Here is a 19,253-nt window from a genome sequence, read left to right as displayed (position 1 = left end):
GTCGTCACCAGCTGAACACAAAATTGAAGCTCACACCTTTCAAAAAAAAATCAATCTATGAAACGAGCATGTTTAAATATAAACACAACAAAATATCGACCCTTTGATGCGAGTTCCATCCGACCTTTTAAAAACATGAATATTCGGATGAAATCAATAATTGCTATTACCATAGTTTTAGTTATGGCATTTAACGTGCAAGCACAAGATTCGCTTAAAATTGAATGGCAAGGACAAAAAAAGCAATGGGCCTTACTGGAGTGCATTACCTACGCTCATGAAAATAACATTACAATTAAACGCCAAACCATCAACACGCAATATCAAGAGAATCTACTAAAGCAAAGCAAGTTAAATCGCTTACCTGATTTAAATGCCAGTTCAGATGGTTCTTTTAGTTATGGTTATACCTGGGTGCAAGAAAGTGCTACAAATGTTGATCAGGATTTACGTTCTTTTGGCATAAGCGCAAATACTAATTTGAATGTATTTAGCGGACTCACAAACACCAATACAATAAAACGTAATAAGGTTAACCTGCTTGCTGCTTTCCAGGATATGGAGAAGACAAAAAATGATATTGGACTGTTAATTACAGGACATTACCTACAAATCCTTTTTAACAAAGAGCTATTAATTGTTGCAAATGAGCAATACGAGACGAGTAAACTACAAGTTGACCGAACCAAAAAGTTAGTGGATGCAGGTAGTCAGGCCATGGGCAGTTACTTGGAAATTAAGTCTCAGGCTGCCAAGGAAGCCTTGAATGTAACGCAACAAGAAAATGATTTAGCTATATCTTTATTGGACTTGGCTCAATTACTAGATTTAGAACGACCTATTGAATTCGATATTGAAATACCAGATCTACCTGAACTCACTGCTTTTACGCCTGCACCTCCAACTGATATTTATGCAGTAGCTCTTGATATTATGCCAGAAATAAAAAGTGCAACGTATAACACAGAAAGTAAAGAATATGATCTCAAAATAGCCAAAGGAAATTATTATCCAACTTTAGGAATTGGAGCTGGTATGTCAACAAATGCTAACTGGTTAGTTGGGGATCCATATGACTCGAACCGACCTCTTAATGAACAATTCAAAACCAATAAGAACACCTACATTGGTGCACGTTTAAGCATCCCAATTTTTGGTCGTTTACAAACGCGTAACAATGTGGCGAATGCCAAGCTTGGAGTAATGGATGCACAATACGAGTTAAAAGCCGAAAAACTGGCCTTGCGTAAAAACATACAACAAGCCTTTGCCGATGCCATGGCTGCATACAACAAATACCTTTCTAGTGAAGAAGCTGTTGAATCATTCACAGAATCTTTCCGCTATACTGAAAAGAAGTTTAATGTTGGCCTAGTAAACTCGGTTGATTACAATGTTGCAAAAACAGATTTTATTAGAGCTCAATCGAATTTATTACAAGCTAAATATGAATATATTTTAAGAACAAAAATTTTAGACTTTTACAAAGGTATTCCTTTGGAACTATAAAACTCTTCATACCCTTTTTACCCTTATTTTGGAAACACCGGATATTCAATAATGAATCCGGTGTTTTTTTTGTCCATAAAATAAAATCTTCTCCTTTGGCACTCAGTTACTATCAAACTTATTTATAAATTAGCCCTATTAAATTACTGAACCTATGAAGAAACCAGTTGTAATCTCTATCGTTGTAATATTTGCCATTATTTTAGTATTAGTTATTGGTAAAAAACAAGGTTGGATTGGCCAAGAGTACCAAGAAAAAGTTTTAGCAGAGAAAGCACAACTAAGAACCCTTACCGAATCAATCACGGCCAATGGTAAAATAAAACCAATGGTTGAAGTAAAGATAAGTTCCGACGTATCAGGCGAAATTTTGGAGTTATCGATTAAAGAAGGCGAAGAGGTTAAGCAAGGGCAAGTACTGGCACGCATCCAACCCGATATTTATGAGCGTAACTACGAAAAAATGGAAGCATCGCTTAAGTCAGCCGAAGCTAATGTACAGCAGGCTAAAGCGCAGCTCCAGCAAAAAAAATTGAATTACAATCGCAATAAACAACTATGGCAAGAAAAAACCATTTCTGAGTCAGACTTTGAGCAAATAGAATCAGAATATGAAATAGCCAAAGCCAACCATGCATCGGCGGAAGCATCCTTACGCAATTCTAGTGCATCACTCAAAGAAGCAAAAGATAACCTTAACCGAACAACCATTTATGCACCGATGGATGGTACCATCTCACGTCTTAATGTTGAAAAAGGAGAGCGTGTAGTTGGAACGGCCCAATTCGAAGGTACTGAAATGATGACATTGGCTAACTTACATCAAATGGAAGTATTGGTCGATGTTAATGAAAACGACATTATTAGAGTAAGCCAGTACGACACCTGCCTCATTGAAGTAGATGCCTACCTGAAACAAAACTTTAAAGGCATCGTTACCCAAATTGCTAACTCGGCCAAAACACAGGGAACCAGTGCCGATCAAATAACTAATTTTGAAGTTCGGGTATTAATCCTACCTCAATCGTATGAGCACCTCATCGCAGAAAACGAAAATAACATTTACCCATTCCGTCCGGGCATGTCGGCCACTGTAGATATCCAAACCAATACGCGTTACAATACATTAACAGTACCTATTCAATCGGTTACAACTCGTCCGGATTCCATTCAAAGCGACTCAACAAAAATTGAAGTAGACAAAGACAAACGCATAGAAGTTGTTTTTGTGGTTGAGGATGGAAAAGCCATACAAAAACAAATAATAGCAGGCGTTCAGGATAACAAACACATTGAAGTATTAGAAGGATTAAATGTAGATGATGAAGTAATTAGCGGCCCCTACTCGGCCATTTCGCGCAAACTTAAAAATGAAACAGCTATTCAAGTAGTTGATAAACTATTTGATGACACGAAAAAATAAAGGATAAAATAAGCGGTAAACCAATGAGCTATTTTTAACATTCCCAAAAATAGCTCATTGTTGTTTTATAAAGCTCCCATCCTCTTATAGGCATTCTCAACTTACAAGCCAAGAGTATTCAAGCTTTTTCTACACAAGCATGTATCTTGCTATTTCGCACTAAAAAAAGTATTACTATTTTTGCTCGCATAAAATTATATCATGGCAAAAATTTTGAGCATTGAAACTTCTACTGGCGTTTGTTCAGTAGCCTACAGCGAAAACGGACAAGTAGTCGCTTCTAAAGAATTGTATCAAATTAACTCTCATGCATCTAACTTAACCGTTTTAATTGAAGAGCTGTTTGAACTGGATTCAACGCCTGAAATGAGTAGCATTGATGCTGTAGCAGTTAGCAGTGGTCCTGGTTCCTATACAGGTCTTCGAATTGGCGTGTCAACGGCTAAGGGTATTTGTTATGCACTTAACAAACCATTGATTGCCATCGACTCGATGCATATTTTAGCTTTCCCCATAACCCAACAGCAGCACGATTCAAGCGAAATACCAATTGCTTTTTGTCCTTTAATGGATGCCAGACGCATGGAGGTTTATACGGCCGTATTCGATAAGGATTTAAACATTTTAGAGAAAATATCCGCAAAAATTATTGATGAGGAAAGCTTTTCAAGCTGGTTAAATCAATATAAAATGGTGTTTTTTGGAAACGGTGCTGACAAATGCAAAGACGTTATTAATCATAAAAATGCACAGTTTATTGATGATTGCCATCCTTTAGCAAAAAACCTGGCTCCTTTAGCCGAGAGCTATTTCAATCAAGAAAAATTTGAAGATGTGGCTTACTTTGAGCCCTTTTATCTTAAAGATTTTGTTGCTACAACACCTAAAAAAAAGATGTTTTAAATAAAGGTTAGTAAGTAATTCAAAAGCTTTGTTTGTCATATAAAAGAACTAATCTTAACTTATGCTCATAAACAAAAGCTGATGAAGAAGCTATTACTCATACTTGTTGCCACTTGGATTGGCATTCACTCTGTTTACTCTCAGGAAGAGAAAAATGATACCATTGTAATACCAAGTTACCCTTTAACAACCCATCAAGCATACCAGGATGGCGAAATGCTTGTTTTTGGGCTTAGCTATGGCTTTGTAACAGGCGGTAAGGCAACGCTCACTGTTAAAGATACGATTGTCAACAACATTCAAACACACCATGTAGTAGGTCGTGGCGTAACTGTGGGTATTGCCGATGTATTATATAAAATTAGGGATCGCTACGAAAGCTTTATGGACGTTAATACCAATGAGCCAGTAAAAGCAGTTCGCAGTATTCGAGAGGGACGATACCGATATTACAATGAAGTTGAATACAATCGTGATTCATCACAAGTCATTTCAAAAAAATCTGGTATTCACAATGTTCAGGAAGGCATACTCGATATCTTATCGGCTTTCTATTTTTCACGAAACCACAAGTTTAACGATGACTTGGAAAAAGACGAAGTTATTGAATATATGACTTACTTCTCCGATGAAAACTTCCCTTTAAGAATTAGGTATAAAGGAACAGAGGTTATCAAAACCAAGTTTGGGAAAATTGAATGTTATAAATTTTTTCCGGTTACTGAAGTAGGCCGCTCGTTTAAAACAGAAGAAGATATGCAAGTTTGGATTAGTCGTGATAAAAACCGCTTGCCTATTCGTGTTCGCTTCGATTTAGCAGTAGGTTCATTCACCTGTGATCTAGACGAATTTAAGGGCTTAAAGCACCCGTTTAGCAGTATTAAAAGGTAAGCTAAGCATAATTCATGATGAGCTTTTATTCACACAATTCGTTTTTTACACTATTTCCCTTATTTTTGCAGCGTTTTTTAGTATAATAATAATCACAATTTCAACAATATGGCTAGTACATCTGATTTTAGAAACGGGATGTGTATCGAGTATAATGGACAATTATTTTTCATTGTACAGTTTCAACATGTAAAACCTGGCAAGGGAGCCGCCTTTGTAAGAACAAAACTTAAAAATGTATCAACCGGAAAGGTAATTGAAAATACCTTTAATGCGGGGGTTAAAGTAAACGAAGCACGTGTTGAGCGTCGTCCACATCAGTTTTTATACAAAGATGATATGGGCTTTCACTTTATGAATGCTGAAACATTTGAGCAGGTGCCAATTGAAGAAAGCTTAATTGACAACACCGCTTTGCTTAACGAAGGAATGGAAGTTGAAGTTGTATACCATGCGGATACAGAAACACCTTTAATGGTTAACTTACCAAACCACGTTGTTTTTGAAATTACTTATACTGAACCTGGCATGCGTGGTGACACCTCTTCAACGAACTCGTTGAAACCAGCTACGGTTACTACAGGAGCGCAGATTATGGTTCCTTTATTTATAAACGAAGGTGACAAAATTAAAATCAACACAACTGACAACTCGTATGTTGAGCGTGTAAAATAATTTAAAGCACAATTTAAAACCCTATTATATACTTGTTACCAAACAGTTATAATAGGGTTTTTTATATAACAATGCTTGATACACTCGCATCTACCGACTTTTGTTGCATTTTTTTAATACCTTAGTTCAAATAACAATCCCCTATGGTAACGCAATTGAAAAAAAAACGACTTCGTTTGTACAAGGATAGATTAAACATCATCCTTGATATTGCGCAGACCATAAATGAAGACCATTCCATAGAAGACCTTTTATCTGAATTTGAGATACTTCTACGTGAAGAACTTGAGGTAGGCAAGGTACTTGTTTATACTCACTCCGATGAAAAATGGAAAAACCTACTAATTTCGGGCGTTACAGAAGATGAGGCCTCGGATATTAATGTTGAGAATGATCTGTTACAATACGATACGATTGAAAGCATAACATTATCACATCCGCCAAGTTTAAAGGGGTTTGATGCCGTTATTCCCTTATTTCATCGTTATAAAGCAATAGGGTATGTACTTATTGGAGATATTGAAGAAGAACAGCAAGGCATTAGTCCCACAATAAAGCATCTGAAGCTAATCCAAATCATCTCAAACCTTATTATTGTTTTTGTTGAGAACAAACGCATGCAGCAGGAGCTGCTTGAGCAAGAAGCAATAAAAAAAGAGATGGAGCTTGCTTCGCGCATTCAAAACCAATTAGTACCCAGTAAACACCAGTTGCCCAAAACATCAAAACTTAATATTCACACATATTACCAACCCCACATGGGTGTTGGTGGCGATTACTACGATGTATTCCAGTTATCACGCAACACAATTGGTTTTTGCATTGCCGATGTATCAGGCAAAGGCATGTCAGCCGCCATGTTGATGTCCAATTTTCAAGCTGTTATACGTTCGGCATTTACCTACCGGTGTAACTTAAAAAAGCTCATTCACCAGCTTAATGCACGTGTTAATGAAAGTGCAAACAATGAGAAATTTATCACTCTCTTTTTGGGCAGGTACAATTTAATAACAAGGCGCCTGAGCTATGTAAATGCGGGTCACTTACCTCCTATGCTTTACGATGTGCGCAAAGAACAGATGTCGCATCTTGAGAGTGGTTGTATTGGACTTGGAATGCTGGATTTTATCCCCTCCATAGAGGTTGGTAAAGTTCAAATTCATAAGGACTCGAAACTACTTGCTTTTACCGATGGATTAGTGGAATTAGACGATGGTCACCAAGTAGAATCAGGGTCCGAAGACGTAGAAAAGACTTTGAACAACAGTCATCCTTTGGAGCAAAATTTCCAAGGCCTTAGGAAAATCATAGACCGTATTGAAAGAGATGGCGCTGCTTTTGATGATATTTCCTTAATTGGTTTAGAATTTAAATAAAAAAAGCAGACATTTCTGCCTGCTTTACTACTTTATATTTTTTATCGTTTTACTGAGCAATTACAAGGAAATAGTTTTTCTTGCCTTTTTGCACCAATAAATATTTGTCATTTAATAACGATTCAGCTTTAACAACTAATTCGGCATTCGATACCTTTTCTTTATTTATACTCATTCCACCTCCTTTAATAGTACGGCGCAATTCGCCTTTTGATGGAAATACCATTGCCTTTTCAGCCAATAAATCAACTACGTTTACTCCATCTGCTAACAACTGCTTATCAACTATAAACTGAGGTACACCTTCAAACACAGCTAGCAATGTTTGTTCATCAATCTTACGTAAAGCTTCTGTTGTGGCTTTGCCAAATAATATTTGCGATGCCTCCACTGCTGAGTCATAAGCCTCTCTCCCATGGACCATTACTGTTACCTCTTCGGCTAAACGCTTTTGCATTGCTCTCAAATGAGGTGCTGCTTCCTGCTCTTTTGCCAACTCGGTCACTTCCTCCTGACTTAGCATGGTAAAGATCTTAATGTACTTTTCTGCATCACTATCTGAAGTATTCATCCAGAATTGGAAGAAATGATAAGGACTTGTTTTCACAGGATCGAGCCAAACATTACCACTTTCCGTTTTCCCAAACTTCCCGCCATCGGCTTTAGTGATCAAAGGACAAGTCATGGCGTATGCTTCTCCTCGTTCTTTACGGCGAATAAGCTCAGTTCCAGTTGTTATATTACCCCACTGATCTGATCCACCCATTTGTAACCTACAGTTCTTCTCACGGTATAAATGCAAGAAGTCAAAACCCTGAACCAACTGGTAAGTAAACTCAGTAAAAGACATACCTACTCGTGATTCTTCACCTAGCCGTTTCTTCACCGAATCTTTCGACATCATATAGTTTACCGTAATGTGCTTGCCGATATCACGAATAAAATCCAGAAATGAAAAATCCTTCATCCAATCGTAGTTATTCACCAACTCAGCACCGTTAGGTAACGAAGAATCGAAATCAAGAAACAGGGCCAATTGCTTTTTCAAACAATCCTGATTGTGACGCAATGACTCTTCATCAAGTAAATTACGTTCCTGGGATTTCCCTGAAGGATCTCCAATCATACCAGTTGCTCCGCCTACCAAAACCAATGGCTTGTGCCCGCATGACTGAAAATGCTTTAACATCATTACCCCCACAAGGTGACCAATGTGTAATGAGTCAGCTGTTGGATCAATCCCCACATAAGCAGATGTCATTTCTTTTTTCAGTTGCTCCTCAGTACCAGGCATTACATCGTGGATCATGCCACGCCATTTAAGTTCTTCAACAAAATTCATGGTAAGCGATTATTTAATGGTCTATTACAACCTGTATTTTACTTCGTGTTCAAAATTGAAGCACAAATATAATAAATTTGATGCTTGTTAGACTGCACTCATTCAGTCTAAAGATCTATTTACTGCTGAATATTTCGTGATACTTGTTTATCAAGAATATTAACAAGTCCTTAACTTCTACTTGTCTTATTTTTTTGGTAAATTCGGTCGTCCATTAATCACACATTATACCAGAGTAATTGAATGAAATCTAAGCTACTGCTTATCATAGCCATAATTGTGGCCTGCAATGCATTATCGCAAAAGAAAAATACCATTGCTACATACATTGACACTCCCATTAAAATTGATGGGCAGCTATCTGAAAGTTACTATCAAAACAATCGTGGAGCAGTCGACTTCGTTCAGCTAGAGCCCTATAACGGTAGTCCTGCCATGCAGCCATCAGAGGTATGGTATTTTTATGACCAACAAGCCATTTATGTTGGCGCCATGTTATACGATTCTGCTCCCGATAGCATCTACAACTATTTAAGCGAAAGAGATGACATTGGCATGTCTGACTATTTTGGCGTTTACATCGACCCATACAACGAGGGACAGCTATCCTACGGTTTTTACCTTACACCAGCTGGCGTTCAAACCGATATAAAAGCTATTAAAAGTGATCGTGATAGAGAAGATTCAAACTGGGATGCAGTTTGGGAAAGTAAAACCCGCATAACAGAGGAGGGATGGGTTATTGAAATGCGCATTCCTTATTCGGCCATTCGCTTTCCTGAGAAAGACGTTCACCTTTGGGGCTTAAATATGTTCCGTAATATCAGGCGTTACAATTCAAACAGTTCCTGGAATTTTATTGATAGAAATGTTTCGGGTTGGATACATCAACAGGGAGAGTTATCGGGAATAGAAAGCATTAAACCTCCCGCACGTTTATCTTTTTCGCCCTATCTAGCTACTTACTTGGAACGCAACGAATACAGTGATGAAACGAACTTTATTTACAAAGGTGGCTTGGATTTAAAGTATGGCATCAATGAAAGTTATACATTGGACATGATGCTGATTCCCGATTTTGGTCAAACACAATCAGATGACAGAGAACTCAACCTTTCGCCGTACGAAATCTATTACGATGAAAGGCGACAATTCTTCACCGAAGGCATGGAGCTTTTTGACAGAGCCGATGTTTTTTATTCGCGACGAATTGGTAACCGACCTAAATTTAGTGGAGATGCCAACAATGCTCTTGAAGAAAATGAAATTATTAGTGAAAGACCATCCGAAGTACAATTAGTAAATGCAACAAAGGTATCGGGCAGAAGCAAAAACGGTTTTGCTGTTGGTTTTTTAAATGCCATGTCGCTCAATTCATATGCTACATTACAAGATACGCTTACGGGTCATCAACGCGATGTTCTTATTCAACCTTTCACCAACTACAATGTATCTGTTATTGATCAATCCTTAAAAAACAACTCATACATCAGCCTTATTAATACGAACATGGCCATGTACGACAATCCGTTTATGGCCAATGTAACTGCCACTGAATTTCAGTTTAGAGATAAAAGTCTAAGCTATGCGATTAGCGGTAAAGGAGGAATTAGCCACCGCGGAGCCACAGAAAAAGAAACTGGTTGGTTTACCGAAGTTGAATTGGCTAAAAACAGTGGACGCTGGCAGTATGGTGCATCTCAGGAGGCATACTCAGCTGATTACAACCCCAATGACATGGGATATCTACGAAGAAATAATCTTTTTGACACCGATGTTTACCTTCGATTTCAGCAGGTAGATCCTTTTAGTATTTTCAGAAACATGATGGCTCGCATCATGGTTAAAAATGACATGGCCATGGAACCTTTTGAGGTTAAGAATCAAGACGTAAGTTTGTACACCGAATGGCAATTCATGAATAACTATGGCTTTGAACTCTTTACAGGATGGATGTCAGACGAGCATAACTTTGATGAACCACGTGTTGAGGGGCGGTACTTTTTTAAACCTCAAGGATACCGCTATCGCATAGGTGTTAATACCGATCAAACTAACAAACTAAGTGCTTATGCTTATTACGGAGGCTTTGGAAGACCGGAGCGCAGCCAGTCTGGGAACTGGATGGGAACTGGCCTAATATGGAGAATCGGGCAAAAATTAGCCATTGACTATGAGCTCGGCTATAACATAGAAGAAAATGACTACGGTTATGTGAGTAAAAATGAAGCACAGGATACCATTAACTTTGCTCAACGCGATTTGGGAACCATAGAAAATGTGTTAGAAATGGCGTATACCTTCAATAATAAGTTAAGCTTGCGCTTGAGGGGACGACACTATTGGTCAAGTGTTGAAAACAAAGCTTTTTACCTACTTCAGGACGATGGTACACTTTTACCAAATGAGGAGTATGACGAAAACCATGATAGTAATTTTAATGCTTTCAACGTGGACATGGTATTACGTTGGGTGTTTGCGCCTGGCTCAGAAATGAGACTTGGATGGAAAAACTCAATTTTCACCATTGATGAAGAGCCAATAACCAACTATAAGGATAATTTAGAGATTGTAAGAAACAGTCCACAAATAAACAATGTATCTTTTAAGGTACTTTATTACATCGATTATAATTCATTATTCAAAAGTAGAACATAGTATCATTTCATTAAATTAATAGCTAACTTTGCCGCTAAACCTAAAACCATTTCCTATGTTTAGTGGCAAACTATTATTACTCACATTGTGTTTTTGCACCTTTAATTGGTACTGTTTAGCTCAATACTCAACAAGTCCTGATAGCATTCAACAAAGCACAGAAATAAACCTCCAGCTAAAACTGGAATACAAGCCTGCAGCTCTCAAGCTCAACACAGCAGACCTTCTCAGCAACAATCAAGCTTTTTACGTATTCAACCAGGCAGGCATGTACGAGCAGTTTCATATTAACCAAAACGAAACTACACAGGCACTGCCCTACAAGGCATACTACCCAGGCGGCACCATTAGCTTACTTGGAATAAACAGACCTCGTGACAGCTACAACCCACATGGAGTCGATGATATTGGAAGCGCCATAGTCAATGGATTAATTAATGGAATAATACTCGGCAACAAATATTAAAGCAATAGCCCTCAAATCCCTCCCTACACATGAACATAACTAATTAATTAACTAGAAAATGAAACAAGTATTCATTTTGGTATTGACGTGCTTTTCTTTTATTAGCATGGCTCAACACCACGAAGAGGACAGACACAGTAGTGAAGCTACAGAACATTCAACGGAGGAACATGTGCATGGTAAGCACAAGCTATCGTTGTACACGGGATTTACACATGTTCCATCTGCTTTTTACGAGCATGAAACACATGAACAGAGCACGGGTAAGTGGGTACCAACAATTGGTATTGATTATTACTACACCTTGAATAAAAAGTGGGATTTCGGGGCAATCATCGATGTGGAATTGGATCAATATTATATTCAAACAGATAATCATGATGACTTAGAGCGTAATAATATTGTAGTTCTTGCAGCGGTAGCAAAATACAAACCCTTTCATCGTTTCGGCATATTTGCCGGACCAGGTGTAGAGTGGGAATTCAAGCAAAATAATACTGAACGTTTTTGGGTTATAAAAGCAGGATTTGAGTATGAGGTTGCCATCGAAAAGGGTTGGGAAATAACGCCGGCGTTCAGTTTTGATTTTAAACAGGAATATAGTGCATACGCCTATGGCTTAAGCATTGGCAAGCGATTTTAAAGAGAATACACTTAACTACATAAAACCGGCATCCGCCGGTTTTTTTTGTTTTATATCGTCTTAAAAATATTATATTTAAAACAGCTATAGAAACGTATTCCTTAAACTTTAGAATATGAAGATCGCTTTACTATTCGTTATTTCTTGTCTCTTTCTTTCTGCATCGTATGCACAATCACCTAAGTTTAAAGATAAGTACTTAAATTCTGTGACAGCCTCTAGCTTAAAAGAGCATGTTTATATTCTTGCCTCAGACAGTTTAAAAGGAAGAGAAACAGGTACAGATGGAGAGCATAAAGCAGCCAAATACATACAAACACATTTTGAAGAATATGGTCTTAAACCGTATAATGACACAACATTTCTGCAAGCAATAGGTTTATGGAGCTGGCGTTGGGGCCAGTTTAACTTCTCTAGCCAGCAAATTCAATTAAACAACTATGGTAACATGGTTTATTTGAGTTCTGCTCCACTTGATCCTATTAATGATGTTGATTGTATTTTTATTGGCAATGGATCAGACTCTATCGTTAGTAAATTAAAACTTGAAGGGAAAGTTGCTTTTGCTCTGGTGAATAACCTGAAAAGTTGGTACAAGATTGCTAATCGCACACGACAAAATGGAGCTGTGGCAATTGTGATGGTTCATAAAACTGATCCAGATGCCTTTGATCAACTTTCTGAGCAGATGAAAAATAAACACCAACAATTATCCATTGGCAGAAAGAAACCTATTTTTAGCAAAACCATTATTAAAGCTTTTGCTGCTGATCAAAGTGTTGCCGAAGAACTTTTTCAGCTATCGATAGATAGTCTTCAACATTTAAATGCGAAACAGATTAAACGCCTAACTACTGCCCAACTATCACTTGCCTGTCCTCTTATAATTGAAAAAGCCAATGCTAATAATGTAGCTGCCTACCTCCCAGGAAAAGGCAAAACAAAAGATGCTGTAGTTATTTCTGCTCATTACGACCATATTGGCGAAGGCTACAATGGCATTAACGTAGGAGCCGATGATAATAGTTCAGGTACAGCCGCAGTTATGGAGTTGGCCAAAGCCTTGTCTCCTCTCAAGGGAAAACTCGATAAAAACATTATTTTCTTATGCACCACGGGAGAAGAAAAAGGCTTACTAGGTGCGTTTTATTTTGCCGACCATCCACAAGAGCATGGTTACGACATAAAGGCGAACATCAACATTGATATGATTGGCCGCATTGATTCCACCCATAAGTCCAATTACATCTATACCATTGGTAATAACCACTATCCCGAGTTTGACTCCCTGTTACATGTGGCCAATAACATGTTGGAGCCATTGAGCATTCAATACGACTATAACCAAAGTCATGGCTTTGGAAACTTTTTAAGGTTATCTGATCATTACGCTTTTCATCGAAGGGGCATCCCGGTTATGGGCTTTTTCAGTGGCCTGCATGCCGATTACCATAAACCAAGTGACACACCGGATAAAATTGACTATGCTGAAATGGAAAAACGTGTCAAGTTAATTTTCACAACAGCCTATTTAGCGGCGCAAAAAACAGCATTCACCTCACAAACTGACTAATTCCATTTGCTTTATACACTAAAGAAGCTATTTTAGCCGTTTCTTGAAAATATAAAACAAATACAATATGTCGGGAATTACAAAAACGATTAAAAGCTTTCCAAAGGTATTTTGGGTATCCAATACTATGGAGCTTTTTGAAAGATGGGCTTGGTATGGCTTTTACATGGCCTTTGCACTTTACCTGGTTGGCTCAAAAGATACAGGAGCCTTGGGGTTCACATCTGCAGAAAAAGGTACCATTATGGGTACAGGTTCCATGCTTTTATACCTATTGCCATTATTTACCGGAGCAATTGCCGACCGAGTGGGATACAAAAAGATCCTCATCTTATCATATGCCATGTATGTAAGTGGTTATTGGATGGTGGCGACTTTTAACTCATTCACCTTAGTGTTTGCAGCATATATTTATTTAGCCGTTGCAGGTGCGCTGTTTAAGCCAATCATATCCGCTATGATTTCTAAAACAACCTCATCAGAAACCGCATCCATTGGTTTTGGAATCTTTTATATGATGATTAACATTGGTGGTTTTATAGGTCCATTTATTGCGGGTGCCATTTACCAAAAAAGTTGGGATTGGGTTTTCTACATTTCAATGATTACCATTTCAATCAATTACATCTTTGTATTCTTTTTCTTTAAAGAGCCAGGGCGTGAAGGAGGTAACGACAAAGAACCTTTAAGTCAAATATTTTTGCAGTCTTTACGTAACATTGGAGTTACCCTTAGTAATTTCAAATACGTTCTATTTCTGTTGATAATGGTAGCATTCTGGACTGCCTTCAACCAACTTTATTATGCATTTCCTGTTTTTGTGGATGATTGGGTTGATACATCGAATTTATACAACTCATTGCATGCGGTGTGGCCGTGGTTAGCAGAAAGCATTGGCACACCTGAGGGAACCATTACTGCTGTTACCATTGGTAGTTTTGATGCCTTTTTTATCATCATCTTCCAGATTTGGATCTCTGGAATTGTAATGCGTTACAAACCTCTAAATGCTATGATGAGTGGTATTTTGGTATTAGCAATTGGTGTAGGAATGATGTTCGCATTTCAAAATAGTTTCTTCATTATACTTGGGGTGCTAATCTTCAGTATTGGAGAGATGGCCAGTAGTCCGAAGTTTACCGAGTACGTTGGCAGCATTGCTCCTGCCGATAAAAAGGCACTTTACATGGGTACCTCATTTTTGCCTATCGCTGTTGGTCACCAGTTAGCTGGTGTGGTATCTGGCGATATCTACGACAAAGCAGCTGGTAAACTATACCTACTAAAACAAGAAGTTGCCAAACGAGGATTAGAAATCCCTGATGTGTCAGATACTTTTACCAAGAATGATTATTGGAATAAAGCCGCAGAGATGATGGGCATGAACAATTCTGAATTAACTAACTTTATTTGGGTTAACTACAACCCATCTAAAATATGGATGTTGTATGCAGGAATTGCAGTAAGTGCTGCTGTTGCTTTGTTTATCTACGATAAACTTATTCTAAAGTCAAAAGCTTAAGAAGCAACTGAAAAAAACATTTCGAAGCCTGGGCTAATTATAACTCAGGCTTTGTTGTATCTATTACAATACCAATAGATACAACAAGCCTGAACAATTAGTTGTTCAGGCTTTGTTATATCGCTTAGTTTAAGCTGTATTAACGACGACGGTTACCACCGCGGTTACCACCACCTTGGCGTCCACCGTTACCACCTTCTTTTGGGCGAGCTTCTTTGATATTGATGATTTTGCCATCGTACTCAGCACGATCAAGCTCTTTAATAGCTTTTTTAGCGGCTGCATCATCTGACATTTCAACAAAGCCAAATCCTCGTGATTTTCTAGTTTCACGATCTTTGATAACTTTTGCGGATGTTACCTCTCCGTACTCTTCAAATAGGTCCTGCAAATCTTCATCATAGATGTTGTCTGTTAGACCAGCAATAAAAATATTCATATAAAATCTATAAAAAATTAAACTACGACACATTCAGCGTGTCACATATCTTATTAAAAAAGACGAGAATTGAAGATTTGAAATGCAGGAACTGCACGATGAGAGGACTCAAAATCAAAGAAATATCAAATACTATTCTTTTTAAATATTGTGCAAAGGTACGTAATTAATTAGGAGTGCAACCAAGCGAAGTTATAAAGTGTGTTAAATATTCTTGTATATTAAGGATATAATGGCCAATAAAACATGCTCATACATAGCACATAATCCAAAAGAAATTGAAATCTTGTATCAATAAACCTAATCGTAAATAAATAAAATGGACTACCTCAACACTTTTAAAAAGATAAAAGCTTTAGCTGAAACAGGTTTGGTGTACGCTCAAAATGGTTACGAAGTAGAGCGTAACCAAGAGCTGGTTGATTTGAGCAAAGAACTAATGGCAGCCATTGCCAATGAACCCATTAAGGCATTTGACACCTATTACCTACCTCCCAAGGAATACCCTACTCCCAAAGTTGATGTGCGTGCATTAATATTGAATGAGGATGGAGAAATATTAATGGCCAAAGAGAAAATGGATGGTCTATGGTCGATTCCTGGTGGTTGGGCCGACATTGGTCATAGCCCATCAGAAGTGGTGGTTAAGGAAGTGGAAGAAGAAACAGGCATTGAAGCTAAAGTTGAACGTGTATTGGCCATATACGATAAACGATGCCACCCACATCCACCCCAGCCTTGGTATGTTTATAAAATTATGTTTTTATGCATTCCTACTGGCGGTAAGTTAAGGGGTAATTTTGATATTGATGAGGCACGATGGTTTAATTTGAATAGCTTACCTCCATTATCTACTGACCGAATTCTTGAGTCGCAAATAAAAGAATTGGTTCACTTGGCTAATCATCCTGAATTCCCAGTGGTTTGTGATTAACACATACTTACAAGCATCATATAATTATCATTTACCCACACATAAACCATTCATATGTCTTCAGCCGGCCATGTATTTGCAATGATTCAATCGCTGCGTAACAATAGAAATTTACTTAAGAAACGAGATAAATTTTTCTCTGGTTTTAATAAACGAGTTGCCAAAGGGTACCGTCAACATACCAGACATGATAAAAAAATGAGTAAGGAGGAATTACAAACCCTTCGACTTAAATTAATAAAAGAGAACAAACGTCTGTTATTTAAAAAAGTCATTGTTTTAAGTATCTCCATTGCATTTATTATCGTTTTTATCATATGGATCAATAAGGCTCTCGATTTAGAATTAATAAATAACCGTTATGGATTTCAGGAATAAAAAAACCTGCTCTCCACCACGAGAACAGGTTCTTGATTTTGATTTGATCATCGTTTAACCAAAGGCAGCCATCAAAATCCACAAAAAGATGACTGCCTTGAATTCAACTATTCAGTAGCCGTTGCTACTTCTCACATTATTGAAATTGCATTACAGATTAAGCCAATACCTCAATTTAAAATTGACTTGAAAACGTTTGTTACTAAAGCTACCCGCTTCAAAATCCTCTTTCACCACAATAAAAAAATCACTCATCGGACGAAAACGCCATTGAATCATGCTATTGATATTCATGTTGTCTTGTTGTGTATTGTATTGCACCAAGGTTGTCCAGTTAAGGTCTTTATGAAAAGCCACTTCTGAAGTAAGAGCAGCCAAATGATAGTTTTCCAGACCTTGTGGCTCCGGAAAATCGAGTCGACAAAAATTATAATCCAATAAAAAACGCCCCCACGGCTGCACTCGATAACTCATTCCCAATTGCGCCGTCGTTTTTTGTCCATTGTAAAAGGTTCCATGTTCAATAGTTGACGATACCTGATAGCGCTTCCGGGCATCGCTAGCCCAATAAGCTCCTAAACTCTGAAAATTATAGGTGCCACTATCCAGAGGTTTATCGTTGTGCAAAATATCGCGTGGAGCCAACAACGTAGCTTGTTCGTAATTAAGAAAAATATTAAAGGCACTACGACCTGTAAACTCACCCCATAAATTGAATGTTCCAATAAAATCATTGACTTCGCCATTTAGGTTAGTAAACACACTAAAACGATGACCTGGCGTGAGGTACAAAAATGTATTACTCTTGGGATAAAACAACATACTTGTAAAATTGGTCAGCTCGGTAAAGCCTTGTCGAAATTCGGTATCATCCACATCGTTTTTATGATACAAACGAGGAACAAAACCCATATCGGCTATGTAATTATTACCCACTTGATACACTTTATTGTTAACCCTTAGTTTAGTAGATGCGTAATTTAATTCACCTCCTGCCATGTGAGCATTGGTGTATTTTTCAGGATTAAAACTATAATGATACTTTATGCTGCCAGTCCAGCTACCAGTTGTATTCATGTAATCAAACTCCAGACCTGCAGTGCGATTAAAGTCCGTGTCGTCAAACTTAATTCCATCGTATAACGATTGTCGATTAGTAAACACACCTTTAATAGCCGAACGCTTAAAAACACCCCACTGAAACGAAGCTGCTGAATAGTTTTGTGAAGGTCTATCCTCATAGGCTTCGTTGGTTACATTTAAGAGACCAACACGCACATCATCACTTACGTTACCCGAAAAACGAGTGCCATACACCATGGGCACATAATCCCAATCATACATACCAATTCGTCTTGTATACAAAGGTTTTATGCGGTTATCACTGGCCACGGTTGTGTGATCGGAGTAGGAACCAAAGTCAGAAAACAAATCACCATTCTCCAAAAAGAAAGAACGCATTTCTGGCAAATAATATTCAAAGCGATAAAAATCGATGTATTGCCTATCCACATAAACAGTTGAAAAATCGGGATATACCGATACATCCAAGGATAGATCGGAGCCGATTGACATTTTAGCATCCACACCTCCTGTAAGGCTGCCTTTTAATGGCTCATTGTCTTCAAAATTGCGTAAAACACCACCTGATACCGATGGAATAATTACTACCTGACTGCCCGTTTGCTCTGGTACATCATCTTTAAAAAAAACTTCTCCATTATAACCAAAGTCCAAACCCGAAAAGGCCATTGGAAAACGCGACCAAATATCATAGGCGGCCCGCTTCATATCGTTTCTAATGAAGTTAAAACCCCAATCAGCATTTTCTTCATTAAACTTAATGGAGCTAAAAGGAATGGCCATTTCGTAAACATAGCCATGCTCGACTACGCGCGCTTCTCCCTCCCAAAACTCATCCCAAAATGGGTCGAGATATGGATTAGCGCCACGTTGCGACAAAGTACCATCAAGCTGAACTCCTGCGGCATTTAAACCAAATATGTAACCGTTCTTATCATTATTATTCGGATCCATCGATACACAAAAGGCATCGCTTCGCCAATAATTCCCCTCATCGTCGCGACGCATAGATAGCACCACAGGCGATGGATTTTCCTCATAGCAAATGGCACCAACATAAATATGCGATTCGCCATAGGCTATGCGCACTTCAGTTTTTACTTCCGAAGGTATGGTATCGTTTGGCCAGTGCTGCCAGAACTCATCAATCAAGCGTGCCTTATCCCATCCTGCTTCATCCAGTACACCATCAATTACAAATGTTTCATTGGTTTTAGTAATATGTACACGATTAAGTCCTGGTGCCTGCCCATAGCATTTGGCCACAAAACTTGTAATAATGAAAATGGATAAATAGATAATTCGCATGGTTGTTTGAGTTGTTATCTGCGAATATATAATGCATCCATACTGCTGCTTTTTATGCAGGATAAACAACCTAAAAAGTAAGACAAACAGTAAAAAATCACTTTACCAATACACCCAAAGTGCCCTTGTC

General features: G+C 38.0%; 16 protein-coding genes. 13 read left to right on the top strand and 3 right to left on the bottom strand.

The window, feature by feature from the left end; translation table 11 throughout:
* The first annotated feature begins 57 nt into the window (after window positions 1–57).
* The 6 genes from FNN09_RS17220 to FNN09_RS17195 all read left to right on the top strand — a co-directional run bounded on the left by FNN09_RS17220 (window position 58) and on the right by FNN09_RS17195 (window position 6,777).
* Window positions 58–1,509: a TolC family protein gene (locus FNN09_RS17220; protein WP_143303722.1), complete on the top strand. Its 1,452-nt coding sequence runs from the start codon at window positions 58–60 to the stop codon at window positions 1,507–1,509.
* 154 nt (window positions 1,510–1,663) lie between these two features.
* Window positions 1,664–2,932, top strand: a complete 1,269-nt coding sequence (locus tag FNN09_RS17215; RefSeq protein ID WP_143303721.1) for an efflux RND transporter periplasmic adaptor subunit — start codon at window positions 1,664–1,666, stop codon at window positions 2,930–2,932.
* A 201-nt stretch (window positions 2,933–3,133) separates the two neighbouring features.
* Entirely contained in the window at window positions 3,134–3,835 is a 702-nt protein-coding gene (gene tsaB / locus FNN09_RS17210; RefSeq protein ID WP_143303720.1) for a tRNA (adenosine(37)-N6)-threonylcarbamoyltransferase complex dimerization subunit type 1 TsaB, read from the top strand.
* Between the two features lie 81 nt (window positions 3,836–3,916).
* Complete coding sequence (locus FNN09_RS17205; protein WP_143303719.1) at window positions 3,917–4,726, top strand: DUF3108 domain-containing protein; 810 nt, start codon at window positions 3,917–3,919, stop codon at window positions 4,724–4,726.
* A gap of 108 nt (window positions 4,727–4,834) precedes the next feature.
* Window positions 4,835–5,401, top strand: a complete 567-nt coding sequence (gene efp, locus FNN09_RS17200; RefSeq protein WP_143303718.1) for an elongation factor P — start codon at window positions 4,835–4,837, stop codon at window positions 5,399–5,401.
* 143 nt (window positions 5,402–5,544) lie between these two features.
* The gene (locus tag FNN09_RS17195; protein ID WP_143303717.1) at window positions 5,545–6,777 is read left to right on the top strand and encodes a PP2C family protein-serine/threonine phosphatase; all 1,233 of its coding nucleotides are present in this window, start codon (window positions 5,545–5,547) and stop codon (window positions 6,775–6,777) included.
* 49 nt (window positions 6,778–6,826) lie between these two features.
* Here the strand turns inward: FNN09_RS17195 and tyrS are convergent, their stop codons facing one another.
* Window positions 6,827–8,119: a tyrosine--tRNA ligase gene (gene tyrS, locus FNN09_RS17190; RefSeq protein ID WP_143303716.1), complete on the bottom strand. Its 1,293-nt coding sequence runs from the start codon at window positions 8,117–8,119 to the stop codon at window positions 6,827–6,829.
* A 243-nt stretch (window positions 8,120–8,362) separates the two neighbouring features.
* Between tyrS and FNN09_RS17185 the strand changes: the two genes are divergently transcribed.
* From FNN09_RS17185 to FNN09_RS17165, 5 genes are all read left to right on the top strand, one after another.
* Window positions 8,363–10,777, top strand: a complete 2,415-nt coding sequence (locus tag FNN09_RS17185) for a DUF5916 domain-containing protein (protein WP_143303715.1) — start codon at window positions 8,363–8,365, stop codon at window positions 10,775–10,777.
* Window positions 10,778–10,832: 55 nt separating this feature from the next.
* Window positions 10,833–11,243 carry a hypothetical protein gene (locus FNN09_RS17180; RefSeq protein WP_143303714.1) on the top strand — a complete coding sequence of 137 codons (411 nt, stop codon included), beginning with the start codon at window positions 10,833–10,835 and terminating at the stop codon, window positions 11,241–11,243.
* A 58-nt stretch (window positions 11,244–11,301) separates the two neighbouring features.
* The gene (locus tag FNN09_RS17175) at window positions 11,302–11,886 is read left to right on the top strand and encodes a porin family protein (RefSeq protein WP_143303713.1); all 585 of its coding nucleotides are present in this window, start codon (window positions 11,302–11,304) and stop codon (window positions 11,884–11,886) included.
* A gap of 115 nt (window positions 11,887–12,001) precedes the next feature.
* Complete coding sequence (locus tag FNN09_RS17170; RefSeq protein ID WP_143303712.1) at window positions 12,002–13,459, top strand: M28 family metallopeptidase; 1,458 nt, start codon at window positions 12,002–12,004, stop codon at window positions 13,457–13,459.
* A gap of 67 nt (window positions 13,460–13,526) precedes the next feature.
* Window positions 13,527–14,981 (top strand): MFS transporter, encoded by a 1,455-nt coding sequence (locus tag FNN09_RS17165; protein ID WP_143303711.1) that lies wholly within the window; start codon window positions 13,527–13,529, stop codon window positions 14,979–14,981.
* Window positions 14,982–15,120: 139 nt separating this feature from the next.
* Here the strand turns inward: FNN09_RS17165 and FNN09_RS17160 are convergent, their stop codons facing one another.
* Window positions 15,121–15,420 (bottom strand): RNA-binding protein, encoded by a 300-nt coding sequence (locus tag FNN09_RS17160; RefSeq protein WP_143303710.1) that lies wholly within the window; start codon window positions 15,418–15,420, stop codon window positions 15,121–15,123.
* A gap of 319 nt (window positions 15,421–15,739) precedes the next feature.
* On the opposite strand from FNN09_RS17160, the gene FNN09_RS17155 reads away from it, so the two are divergent.
* Both FNN09_RS17155 and FNN09_RS17150 read left to right on the top strand, forming a co-directional pair.
* Entirely contained in the window at window positions 15,740–16,354 is a 615-nt protein-coding gene (locus FNN09_RS17155; protein ID WP_143303709.1) for an NUDIX hydrolase N-terminal domain-containing protein, read from the top strand.
* A 54-nt stretch (window positions 16,355–16,408) separates the two neighbouring features.
* Window positions 16,409–16,732, top strand: coding sequence for a hypothetical protein (locus tag FNN09_RS17150; RefSeq protein ID WP_143303708.1), 324 nt, complete (start codon window positions 16,409–16,411; stop codon window positions 16,730–16,732).
* A gap of 150 nt (window positions 16,733–16,882) precedes the next feature.
* On the opposite strand, the gene FNN09_RS17145 is transcribed toward FNN09_RS17150, so the two are convergent.
* Entirely contained in the window at window positions 16,883–19,123 is a 2,241-nt protein-coding gene (locus FNN09_RS17145) for a sugar-binding protein (RefSeq protein WP_143303707.1), read from the bottom strand.
* Between the last annotated feature and the right edge of the window lie 130 nt (window positions 19,124–19,253).

Source organism: Carboxylicivirga sp. M1479, from assembly GCF_007097485.1.
GTDB lineage: Bacteria > Bacteroidota > Bacteroidia > Bacteroidales > Marinilabiliaceae > Carboxylicivirga.
Note: the sequence above shows the minus strand (reverse complement) of the source record. Positions and strands in the feature narration are given on the sequence as shown.